General features: G+C 59.1%; 11 protein-coding genes. 7 read left to right on the top strand and 4 right to left on the bottom strand.

Features of this window, described 5'->3' with window-relative positions:
- Window position 1 precedes the first annotated feature (1 nt).
- Both ACR0FB_RS08010 and selD read left to right on the top strand, forming a co-directional pair.
- A complete protein-coding gene (locus tag ACR0FB_RS08010) occupies window positions 2-388 on the top strand; it encodes a Na+/H+ antiporter subunit G (protein WP_480618967.1) in 387 nt (128 codons plus the stop codon).
- 5 nt (window positions 389-393) lie between these two features.
- Window positions 394-2,553: a selenide, water dikinase SelD gene (gene selD / locus ACR0FB_RS08005; RefSeq protein ID WP_480618965.1), complete on the top strand. Its 2,160-nt coding sequence runs from the start codon at window positions 394-396 to the stop codon at window positions 2,551-2,553.
- On the opposite strand, the gene mnmH is transcribed toward selD, so the two are convergent.
- Together mnmH and ACR0FB_RS07995 are read right to left on the bottom strand one after the other, a co-directional pair.
- Window positions 2,544-3,596 carry a tRNA 2-selenouridine(34) synthase MnmH gene (gene mnmH, locus ACR0FB_RS08000; RefSeq protein WP_480618963.1) on the bottom strand — a complete coding sequence of 351 codons (1,053 nt, stop codon included), beginning with the start codon at window positions 3,594-3,596 and terminating at the stop codon, window positions 2,544-2,546. The genes selD and mnmH overlap by 10 nt on opposite strands.
- Before the next feature lie 47 nt (window positions 3,597-3,643).
- The gene (locus ACR0FB_RS07995; protein WP_480618961.1) at window positions 3,644-4,309 is read right to left on the bottom strand and encodes an SOS response-associated peptidase; all 666 of its coding nucleotides are present in this window, start codon (window positions 4,307-4,309) and stop codon (window positions 3,644-3,646) included.
- 94 nt (window positions 4,310-4,403) lie between these two features.
- On the opposite strand from ACR0FB_RS07995, the gene ACR0FB_RS07990 reads away from it, so the two are divergent.
- The gene (locus ACR0FB_RS07990; protein ID WP_245223376.1) at window positions 4,404-6,017 is read left to right on the top strand and encodes a tetratricopeptide repeat-containing sulfotransferase family protein; all 1,614 of its coding nucleotides are present in this window, start codon (window positions 4,404-4,406) and stop codon (window positions 6,015-6,017) included.
- A gap of 61 nt (window positions 6,018-6,078) precedes the next feature.
- Here ACR0FB_RS07990 and ACR0FB_RS07985 read toward each other — a convergent pair whose 3' ends face one another.
- On the bottom strand, window positions 6,079-7,656 hold the full coding sequence (locus ACR0FB_RS07985; RefSeq protein ID WP_480487043.1) for a bifunctional metallophosphatase/5'-nucleotidase: 1,578 nt from the start codon (window positions 7,654-7,656) through the stop codon (window positions 6,079-6,081).
- A 107-nt stretch (window positions 7,657-7,763) separates the two neighbouring features.
- Between ACR0FB_RS07985 and ACR0FB_RS07980 the strand changes: the two genes are divergently transcribed.
- From ACR0FB_RS07980 to arsC, 4 genes are read left to right on the top strand one after another with little or no spacing between them, the layout of a single operon-like run.
- Complete coding sequence (locus tag ACR0FB_RS07980; RefSeq protein ID WP_152457432.1) at window positions 7,764-8,102, top strand: DUF952 domain-containing protein; 339 nt, start codon at window positions 7,764-7,766, stop codon at window positions 8,100-8,102.
- Window positions 8,099-8,530: a DUF1330 domain-containing protein gene (locus ACR0FB_RS07975; RefSeq protein WP_480618959.1), complete on the top strand. Its 432-nt coding sequence runs from the start codon at window positions 8,099-8,101 to the stop codon at window positions 8,528-8,530. The genes ACR0FB_RS07980 and ACR0FB_RS07975 overlap by 4 nt, the downstream gene beginning before the upstream one ends.
- Window positions 8,527-9,585 carry a quinone-dependent dihydroorotate dehydrogenase gene (locus tag ACR0FB_RS07970; protein ID WP_480618957.1) on the top strand — a complete coding sequence of 353 codons (1,059 nt, stop codon included), beginning with the start codon at window positions 8,527-8,529 and terminating at the stop codon, window positions 9,583-9,585. Before ACR0FB_RS07975 ends, ACR0FB_RS07970 begins: the two co-directional genes overlap by 4 nt.
- Window positions 9,582-9,923, top strand: a complete 342-nt coding sequence (gene arsC, locus ACR0FB_RS07965) for an arsenate reductase (glutaredoxin) (RefSeq protein ID WP_152457429.1) — start codon at window positions 9,582-9,584, stop codon at window positions 9,921-9,923. Before ACR0FB_RS07970 ends, arsC begins: the two co-directional genes overlap by 4 nt.
- Here arsC and ACR0FB_RS07960 read toward each other — a convergent pair.
- Window positions 9,920-11,236 carry an MATE family efflux transporter gene (locus tag ACR0FB_RS07960; RefSeq protein ID WP_209547132.1) on the bottom strand — a complete coding sequence of 439 codons (1,317 nt, stop codon included), beginning with the start codon at window positions 11,234-11,236 and terminating at the stop codon, window positions 9,920-9,922. The genes arsC and ACR0FB_RS07960 overlap by 4 nt on opposite strands.
- Window position 11,237: the final 1 nt, after the last annotated feature.

The raw sequence follows: 11,237 nt of genomic DNA, 5'->3' as shown, positions 1-11,237 counted from the left end.
GATGGCATTCATCGTGGAACTGCTGATCGCCTTTTTCCTGATCGTCTCGGGTATCTTCGGCTTTGTCGGGTCTTTTGGCATGATCAAGCTGAATGACCCAATGTCCCGCCTGCACGCCCCGACCAAGGCAACGACCTTGGGGGTGGGCGGCGTGCTTCTGGCTTCGATCGTGCATTCTGTTCTTCTGGAAGGAAAGCTGTCCCTGCACGAGCTGCTGATCACTCTGTTCCTGTTCCTGACCGCTCCGATCACGGCCCTGTTCATTGCAAAATGGCACATACACCGGCATGAAAAACCCGAAGACCTGCCGGATGCCGGCGAGGATGAACTTTGGGCCACCCACGCCGTCGAGCAGGTCGAAGACGTTCCGGATCATAGCGCGAATTGAAACCGATGCATATTCCTCCGCTGCCCCTGACCCGCGATCTGGTTCTTGTTGGCGGAGGCCACACCCACGCGCTGCTGCTGCGCAAATGGGGGATGGACCCGTTGCCCGGGGCGCGTGTGACCGTGATAAACCCCGGCCCGACGGCCCCGTATTCCGGAATGCTGCCAGGCTATGTCGCCGGGCACTATGACCGGTGGCGGCTGGACATCGATCTGGTCATACTGGCCCGCTTCGCAGGCGCACGCGTCATTCTGGGCGCGGTCGATGGAATCGATACCGAACGTCAGGAAATCCATGTTCCCGGGCGTCCTCCGGTGGGTTTCGATGTGGCATCGATCAATGTTGGGATCACTTCGGACATGCCCGCAATGCCCGGCTTTGCGGAACATGCTGTACCGGCCAAACCACTTGGACCATTCGCGGCAGAATGGGCTGCTTATCTGGCGGGCAACGGCCCTGCCTCGGTCGTCGTGATCGGCGGTGGAATCGCCGGGGTTGAACTGGTCATGGCGATGGCTCATGCGCTCAGGGCCAAGGGTCGGTCAGCGCAGGTTACGCTGATCGACAATGCCATTGCCTTGACGGCCACCAAACCCAAAGCGGCAGAGACGATCCGCCGTGCGATGCAGGATCTTGGTGTAGAGGTGATCGAAAACGCCGCGATCAGCCGGATCGCTTCGGATCACGTCGCTTTGCAGGACGGGCGCAAAATCCCGGCCGGTTTCGTGACAGGTGCGGCCGGAGCCCGCCCCTATGGCTGGATCGAAAAGACCGGGCTGGACCTTGAGGATGGCTTCATCCGGGTAAACAGCTACCTGCAATCCAGCGATCCCGTGGTTTTTGCCGCCGGTGATTGCGCCTATCTTACGGACAATCCCAGACCCAAAGCCGGTGTTTATGCAGTGCGCGAAGCACCGGTTCTGTTCGACAATCTGCGCGCGGCGTTGGGGGCTGGACGGATGCGCAAGTACGTCCCGCAGAGAGATTACCTGAAGCTGATTTCGCTGGGCGGCAAATCAGCGCTGGGCGAGCGGTTGGGGTTGTCCCACAGCGGAGCGATGATGTGGAAATGGAAGAACCACATCGACCAGACTTTCATGAACAAGTTCCGGGACCTGCTGCAGATGAAGCCCCCCGCGCTGCCGCGCGCACATGCCGCCGGGCTTGTCGAGGCGCTAGGCGAAAAACCGATGTGTGGCGGATGCGGTGCCAAGGTCGGGCGCGGAGCATTGCAGGTGGCGCTGAAATCGCAGCCCGATCCCGTTCGCCCGGATATCATCCCCCTGCCCGGCGACGACGCGGCTCTGCTTCAGACGGGCGGGGTTCGGCAGGTCATGACATCAGATCACCTGCGGGCTTTTACCAATGATCCCGCACTTATGGCGCGCATCGCCGCTGCACATGCCCTGGGGGATGTGTGGGCCATGGGGGCCGCACCTCAGGCTGCCACGGCAACGATCATCCTTCCGCGCATGTCTGCTGCCCTGCAACGCCGTACCATGTCGGAAATCATGTCGATCGCAGGAGACGTCATGCGGGACGCCGGTGCCGATATCGTGGGCGGGCACAGTTCCATGGGTGACGAGATGACAATCGGATTCACACTGACCGGCCTGTGCGACGCCGACCCGATAACGCTGGCCGGCGGGCAACCGGGCGACTGTCTAATCCTGACCAAACCCATAGGAAGCGGCGTTCTTATGGCGGCCGAGATGGCAGGCCAGGCTAATGGTGCCTGGGTCGCCGCAGCCTACCGGCACATGGCGCAGCCGCAGGGAAAGGCGGCCCGCATATTGGCCGGGGCCCATGCGATGACCGACGTGACCGGGTTTGGTCTGGCCGGACATCTGCAAGGTATCTGCGACGCTTCCGGATGCGGGGCCACGATGGATCTGGATGCCGTGGAGTTGATGGATGGCGCGCAGGAACTGACGGACCGGGGTGTTCGATCAACCCTTTTTGCAGACAACCGGGCAATAGCACCTGCCCTGCCCGCCGAGGGCAAAGCCGCCCTGATATTCGACCCGCAGACAGCGGGCGGCCTGCTGGCCGCAGTGGCGGCAAAGGATGCCGATACCGTCTTGGAAGACCTCAGGAACGCCGGATATCCGGCCATGGCAATCGGCGAGCTCACCGATGCACCGGGACTGCGCCTTCAGGACTGATCCAGCAGGGTTTCGATCCGGGTGGCCGCCTCGCTCAGGCCGGCATCGTTTAGAAGGGCGATCTCAATATCGGCCAGAACCTCGACGGAACGGGACCGCCGCGACTTTGCGTATGCCGGGTCGTAATGCTGCTCCATCAGGGCCTGGGTCAGCACCTGTTTTTGACCTGCTTCGATCAGCTGCATCCAACCATCCACGACCTCGTGCCCGCGATGAAAGCGCAGCGGCGACAACCGGTCCCGCAAACGGTCGCCGTCAGACAGGATGTCGTCGTAGGCCTGAACGAGATAGGCGGCGCGCGCCTCGAGCGGAGCCGTGATGTTCACCCGTGGGGCTGAACACAAAGCGTTCCACAGGCTGGGCGGCAATATCAGGCTGCCGATCTTGGACGATTCCGCTTCGATGACGACCGGGCGCGCCGTATCCATCGCACAAAGCGCCCCTGCCAGGGCCGATTCAAAAGCTTTCTGGCTGGGCTGGCCACCCGGTCTTTCCCCCAGCAGGGAACCCCGGTGATTGGCCAGTGCTTCGAGGTCAAGAACCTGCACCCCGCGTGACTGCAAACGTGCCAGCAATTCTGTCTTGGCCGTACCGGTATAGCCATCCAGCGCCACCAACCGATGCGGCAACGGATCATCGTACAAATACGCATTCACCAGCCTGCGGTAGGTGCGATAGCCGCCCTCGATTACATCCGCGCGCCAGCCGATTTGTTGCAGCATCCATGTGAACGACCCGGAACGCTGTCCGCCGCGCCAGCAATAGACCAGAGAGCGCCAGCTTCCTTCGTGGTGGCTTAGATGTTGCTCGATGTGGTTGGCCGCATTGCGGAACACCAGAGCGGCCCCGAGTTTACGCGCCAGAAACGGGCTCTCCTGTACATACATGCTCCCGACACGGGCGCGTTCCTCGTTGTTCAGAACCGGCAGGTTGATCGCGCCTGGCAGATGATCTTCAGCGAACTCTGCCGGGCTGCGCACATCGATGACCGTGTCAAAACCATGCGCATAAAGCTGTGTCAGATCAGAAAAGGTCAGGGCCATGCCGAAGGTCTAGCTTGCCGCGTTTGCAAAGAAAAGACCGCACGCCCTCACTCGTGCAAAGGCTTGATCAGATCAAGCCCGCTGGCCCGGTTCGAGTTCACAACCGGATCAACGCGATGAAACGTCAGCACATCCTCTGCCCCCGGCTGCATCAGACGAGCAGCGCCCTTTCCCGCTTCTCCCAACCACAATGACCAATGCTCGGGTTCGAGGATCAGGGGCATCCGGTGATGGATGGTGCCAAGGTTTTCGTTGGCCGCCGTCGTCACGATGGCACAGGTGCTCTGACGGTTTTCATCCACCCCCCAGTCCTGCCAGATCCCCGCAAAGGCAGTGGGGGCGCCGTCCCTGCGATGGATGTACCAGGGCAAGCGCTTTCCCTCGTCCGTCTTGGTCCATTCGTAGAACCCTGTTGCGACAATCAGACAGCGACGCGACCGGCAGGCATCGCGAAAGGCAGGCTTTTCCGCCAAAGTCTCGGCACGGGCGTTGATCAGCAAAGGCCCGGCGGTTTCCGTCTTGTACCAATGTGGCAAGAACCCCCAGCGCAGCGCATCCAGACGCCGACCTGAGTCACCACCCCGAACCACATGCACCTGATTTGTCGGACAAACATTGAAGTTCGGCACGGTTGGCAATGCGTTCGCCGGGCGCGCGGAAAACAGCTGCGCCATCGCGTCATTGGGAAGAGTTATTGCAAACCGTCCGCACATGGGTAATGAACCACCGATGCTACATTGATACTGGCACAGGATCTTACGGGGTCATACGGAAAACCAAATAACGCAATCCCTCAAGAGCAAAGCAATGGCCCTTTTGGATGCGGGCAAGCTGCCACAGGCGCTGAAAAAGGCCCAGCTGGGTATCAAGAAATTCCCAAAGGACGCTGACTACCAAGCCATCGCCGGTTTCGTTTTGACCGAAATGAAGCAGTACAGGAAATCCATTCCGCATTTCATTGAAGCCTCGCGGATGAAGCCCGATGATCCACAATTTGCCGAGAATCTGGCTAACGCCTTGATGCAAACAGGGCAAATTGTGCAGGCATTGACCTACGCAGAGAAAAAGATTGAACGATTTCCAAACAATCGGGAACTCACCAGAGTCATCGACGAAATTCAGCGCCAAGGGGAAAACTGGCGATCCATCATCCAGTTCACAACACACAAACTGGCGTCAGATCCGGACAACGCGGAATTGCTTTCAAAGCGTGCCCGCGCCTTCCAAAGCATCGGTTTTGTCGAAGAAAGCACGCGGGATATCCAACGCGCGTACGAGTTGGCACCAAAGAACACAACGATTGCATTGCAAACGGCCATCAATCTGCATCAGGCCGGTGACAGAGCCCAAGCGATCAAAGTTCTGCAAAACATACTGGAAACCGATCCCCACAACCCGAATGCCCTGTTGCAATCCGCAATATTGACCGCACCGGAAAACGTGCCGCAGATGATCCCTGCGTTGAACGAGGCCATCGCTCAGACAGATCAACCATTGCAAGAGCTCGAGTTTGCCAAAGCACATCTGATCGAAAAAAGCGAAGGCTTGGCCAAGGCGTTGCCGCAATTTGCAAAGGCAAACGCAATCCAACAGAGTATTCTGCCCTACGACCCCGAAATCGAAGAGAACAAAATATCCGATATTCTGAACCTGTTCCCTGAAGGGTCGCCTGGGGTCAGTGCAGAGCAAAACAGTATGCCGGTACCAATTTTTGTTATCGGTCAGCCGCGATCCGGAACCACTTTGATGGAGATGATGCTGAGCTCTGCGCCCGGTATCGCCGGTTGCGGCGAGCTAATGCTGATGACCGACCTTTCCGCCAAGTTTTATTCGTCTGGCACGTCGCTCGATTCAGAAGCCGCGAAGGCGATTGCCCAAAGCTACCTGGACCAGATGCCTGGGATTCCGGCGGATTCAATCGCCTTTGTCGACAAGATGCCGCACAACTATCAAAATGTCGGCTTCATTCTTGCAGCCTTCCCGAATGCCCGGATCATCAACATGTTGCGGGATCCACGCGATGTCGGTTTGTCAAAATGGATCCAGCGGTTCCTAGCAGATGGCATGAACGACACATCCAACCTTGAAGCGATCGCGCATACCGCAAATCTGTATCGCCGTTACATGTCTCATTGGGATAAGCTGTTCGGAAACCGCATTCTGACAATGCCCTATGAAGATCTGGTGGCGGATCCCCTGACCCACAGCCAGCGCGTTGCCGAGTTTTGCGGTATTGAGTGGTGCCAATCCATGGTACATCCCGAAAAGAACACCAGACAGGTGCGAACGGCCAGCGTGGATCAGGTGCGCAACAAGATCTCGACCAAGTCAATCGGACGCTGGCGCGAGGTCGCGGATCAGATCAAACCGATGCTGGATGGCTTTGACCCGGAACTTTGGCCGGAATACGATTTCAGTTGATCAGCAAAAAAAGAAAAGCCGCATCATGGTGACGCGGCTTTTGTTCTTTTCAAAAACAGAGTCACTTCTGCTGGATGCGTCCGTCGACATAAGGCTGGTACGGCGCGTTTTCGGCCAGATATTCCGCGGTTACATCCGCAAGATCCGGACCGAAGTCATAGGCGTTCTTGTCGTCGCCCTCGAACATTGAATACCCATCGCCGCCATTGCGGACGTAGTTGTTGGTTACGGCCAGGTAGGTTTTGTTCGGGTCGATCGGAACGAACCCATCACCCTCAGCGACCATCACATCAATGATACGCCCTTCGTTCGGCGCTACGCTGGGATCCCAGGTAAAGCGCAGGCCTGCCACTTGCGGGAACCGGCCCTTGACCTCTTCCACCTGGCTTACGCCGTTTTCCAGCGCGTCAATAACGGTCTGCCCGGTGATCTCAAAAGTGGACAGCGTGTTCTGGAACGGCAGCACGGTCAGCACTTCGCCCATGGTCACGTCTCCGGGGTCGATAGACGCTCGCAAACCACCCGAGTTCGCGATGGCAATCTGAACGCCCTGATCGGCAACCCGCGCCAGCATCGCATCGGCAACAAGATTGCCCATCTGGCATTCCTGTACGCGACATACAGAGCGATCCCCCTCGATGGCCTCGGCCGCGCTGGCGACAACCTTGTTTCGGATTTCATCCAGAGGCTGAGCAAGTTCCGCGATCCGATCCAATGCGGCCTGATCCTCGGTCACGGTGTTGTCCATGATCAAGGGTTCACCAACCGCTTCGACCACATTGCCGTCATCATCAAACGTGACGTTCAGTTCGCCCAGAAACTTGCCGTAGGCATAGGCTTGAACGATCTGCACACCGTTGACCACCGTCGGATAAGGGCCCACGGCCTTGTCCGATGCATTCGAAAGATAGGTGTTCGAATGGCCGCCAACGATCACGTCGACGCCGCTTGTCTCAGCCGCGACACGCTGATCGACGCCATAGCCCGAATGGCTGAGTACGATGATCTTGTTGACGCCTTCGCCCGTCAGCTTGTCGACCTCGGCCTGAACCGCGGGCACCGGGTCTGAAAAGGTCACGTTGGGACCGGGCGACGCAAGTTCATGCGTATCGATCGGCGTCAGCCCGATCAGGCCAATCTTTTCGCCCCCCACCTCGATCACGGTGGATTTCTTGATGTGGTCAGTCAGAAGTTCTTCGTCGCGAATATCGGCATTGGACATCAGGACCGGGAAATCAACCGCGTCGATAAAGCCACGCAACACTTCCGGGCCGTCGTCAAACTCGTGATTGCCCACGGTCATGGCATCATAGCCCAGCTTGTTCATGAACTCGGCAGCGACCTTGCCCTTGTAGTACGTGTAGAAAAGAGACCCCTGAAACTGATCGCCGCCATCCACCAAAATCGAATTGTCGGCACGTTCACGTGCGTCTTTCACGGCTGTGACCAGGCGCGCCGATCCACCAAAGCACTTCCCTTCGGCATTGTCTTCCGCATCGCATCCGCTGTCGTATTTGTTGATCGGCTCGAAACGAGCATGAAAATCGTTGGTGTGCAAAATTGTCAACTTGTAGTCGGCTGCCGCAACTCCGGCGGTCAGGCTCAGAACCGCGACTGAAGTCAAAATTCGGGTCTGCATTATCGTACTCCCAGTTATTATTTGTGGTGATCGTGCGCGCATGATGGCAGAGAGTCAAAGAAGAAATCCGACTTGATTCCATCTTCCGCGCGGGGCATCAGGTCCGTATGCTGATTTACAAGATTTTCCGAGCCGAAGAGTGGGCCACCTTGCAGGACCAAGGTGCCTCGAACGGTGCTCCGATCGACGTCGCTGACGGGTTCGTCCACTTTTCAACTGCTGAACAAGCAGCTGAAACCGCAGCCAAACATTTTGCCGGTGTCGATGGTCTGGTTTTGCTGGCCTGTGACGCAGATGCGATGGGCGACGACCTGAAATGGGAGGTCTCGCGCGGCGGTGCCCTGTTCCCGCATCTCTATCGCCAGATCCGGATGAGCGATGTTGTCTGGTCACGCCCTCTGCCGTTTGACGGCACCGCGCACCAGTTCCCAAAGGATATGTCATGACATCCTATATTGACCCGGACCGCGACCAGTTCGAGGCCTTCAAGGCATTGGATCGGGACAAGCCGATCGAAATGCTCAACCTGGTGAACTTTCGGGCCAAGGCGCAGTACCCACCCGCGCATGAACTGGCGGATGCAGACCTGACCGGAGCGCAAGCCTATCAGAACTACGGGGCTGAAACCGCTGCGATCATTGAACGTATCGGGGCGCGCATCCTCTGGCGTGGGGTGTTTGAATCAACCCTGATTGGCCCGGCGGACGAGGTGTGGGATGCCGTTTTCATTGCCCGCTATCCGACGGCACATGCATTTTTGGAAATGGTCACCGACCCGGCCTATCAGGCGGCGGTGATCCACCGTCAGGCGGCGGTGGAAACGTCGCGCCTGATCCGATGCGGTTCTGGTGAAGCCAAGGCGACATTCGGATGAAACTGATAGAAAAACTGGGCCTTGCCGCCCTGCACCGCATGGACCCCGAGACCGCCCACGGGATGTCGATCAGGGCGTTGAAGTCAGGGCTTGCTCCTGCACCCGGGCCGGTAACGACGCCGCGCCTGAAAACGGTCGTTGCCGGGCTGACCTTGCCGAACCCGGTTGGGCTGGCCGCCGGGTTCGACAAGAATGGTGAGGTTTTGGCCCCGCTGTCCCGCGCCGGGTTCGGTTTTGTCGAGGTCGGGGCGGTCACGCCGCGCCCGCAACCGGGAAACCCCAAACCCCGCCTGTTTCGCCTGACCGAGGACAAGGCAGCCATCAACCGCTTTGGCTTCAACAATGAAGGCATGGAGGTGATGGCCAAACGGCTGGCAGACCGCCCCAAAGACGCGGTCATCGGCCTGAATCTGGGGGCCAACAAGGACAGCGAAGACCGTGCCGGCGATTTTGTCAAAGTGCTGGCCCATTGTGCCGAACACCTGGATTTTGCAACCGTCAACGTGTCATCCCCGAATACGGAGAAGCTGCGGGATTTGCAGGGCAAAGCCGCTCTCACCGCGTTGTTGAGCGGTGTGATCGAGACACGTGACGCGCTGCCGCGCCCGCTGCCGATCTTCCTGAAAATCGCTCCGGATCTCACCGAGGCGGAATTGCAGGACATCGCCGAGGTCGCACGCGAAACCGGGGTGGACGCTGTGATCGCCACCAACACCACCTTGTCCCGCGACGGGTTGCGCAGCGCGCAGAAAGACGAAAGTGGTGGTTTGTCGGGCGCCCCGCTGTTTGAAAAGTCGACCCGCGTACTGGCTCGGCTGAGCAAACTGACGGACGGGGATATCCCCCTGATCGGCGTGGGCGGCACCGGCACTGCCGAGCAAGCCTATGCCAAGATCTGTGCCGGGGCATCGGCCGTGCAGTTCTATACCGCAATGGTGTATGGCGGCATTTCCCTGGCGGCCGACATCGCCAAAGGGCTGGATGACTTGCTGGCGCGTGACGGTTTTGACACCGTATCGCAAGCCGTCGGCAGCAAACGAGAGGATTGGCTGTGATCGAATACTGGCACAACCCCCGCTGTTCCAAATCCCGCGCCGGTCTGGCGCTTTTGGAAGAAAACGGTGCACAGGTCTGCGTTCGAAAGTACCTGGAAGACGCGCCGTCAATCGACGAGTTGCGCGCTGCGCAATCCGCCCTTGGGCTGTCGCCGATCGAAATGATGCGCACAGGAGAAAAACGGTTCAAGGAACTGGGTCTGGCCAAAACCTCGCCCGACGAAGATCTGATCCGTGCCATGGCCGAAAACCCGATCCTGATCGAGCGCCCTCTTGCAATTGCCGGAGACAAAGCCGCCATCGGGCGTCCGCCGGAAAACCTGTTGACGTTGCTCTAGGCCACCTGGGCCTCAAGCTTGGGATAGCGCCAGCCCATCGTCACACCACGCGCGATATTGAGAACCATCAGCGCAGCCCACAGGCCGTGGTTGCCGAAGACAGGCACCAGCATGAACAAAGCGACCACATAGATCGCCACCGACTGAATCATCGCGTTTCGCATGGCGCGGGTCCAGGTTGCGCCGATGTAGATACCGTCGAACATCCAGCTTGCCACCCCGATCACCGGGGCGATCGCGGCCCAGAACAGGTATTCGCGCCCGGCTTCACGCACCTGCGGTGAAGTTGACATCAGGTCGATCAGTGCCGGTCCGGCAGCGAAGAAAACCGCCGCCAGTAACAGCGCCCCCCCGACACCCCATTGCGAGGCCATGACAGAGGCGCGACGCACCTGATACCTGTCTCTGGCACCGACTGCGCCTCCGACCAGCGCTTCGGCGGAAAAGGCAAACCCATCAAGCGCAAAGGCGGTGATTTCAAGAAATTGCAGCAAAACTTGATTGGCCGCCAGATTCACGTCACCCAGATCCGAGCCAACAAAAAGGAATGTCGTGAACGATCCGGTCAACAGAACCGAGCGCAGCATGATATCACCGTTGACCTGCAACATACGCCGCAGCCGGGCGGCATCGAAAACCCGAGCCCAATCGCGCCAGATTCCATCTGCGAACCCATCCCGGCAAAGCCACAACCCCAAAGCCAATCCGGTCCATTCTGCAATAAGGGTGGCAATGGCAACCCCTTCGACCCCCCAGCCAAGGCCCAAAACGAACCACAGGTCTAAACCGATATTCAACCCGTTCATCCAGACCTGAAGGATGAACACGCCGCGCGTACGTTCGACGGCGATCAGCCAGCCGGTAACGGCATATAACGCGATGGTGGCGGGCGCCCCCCAGATGCGGATTTCCAGATAGGATCGGGTCAGGGCTTCGACTTCGGGGCTTGCCGGGGAAAGCGCGAACGCACCCGCAAACACGGCCACCTGCGCAAGGATAAAGAACAGCCCTGCCGCGCCTCCCAGGATCAGGCCGCGCATCAGCAGCGCCCGGGTTTCGACGGTATCGCCTGCCCCGCGTGCCTGCGCCGCCATCCCGGTCGTGCCCATCCGCAGGAAACCGAAGATCCAATAGACTGTAGACAGGATCACAGCCCCGATGCCGACCGCCCCGATCGGGGCCGCCTCGCCCATCTGACCGACAACGCCCGTATCCACCGCACCCAGTATCGGCACGGTGGCATTCGACAGAACAATGGGCACCGCGATCTTCAGCACCCGCCTGTGCGTGATGGGCGCCGAGGTGTCCTGCACG

It is taken from the genome of Ruegeria sp. P10 (assembly GCF_056534925.1).
Note: the sequence above shows the minus strand (reverse complement) of the source record. Positions and strands in the feature narration are given on the sequence as shown.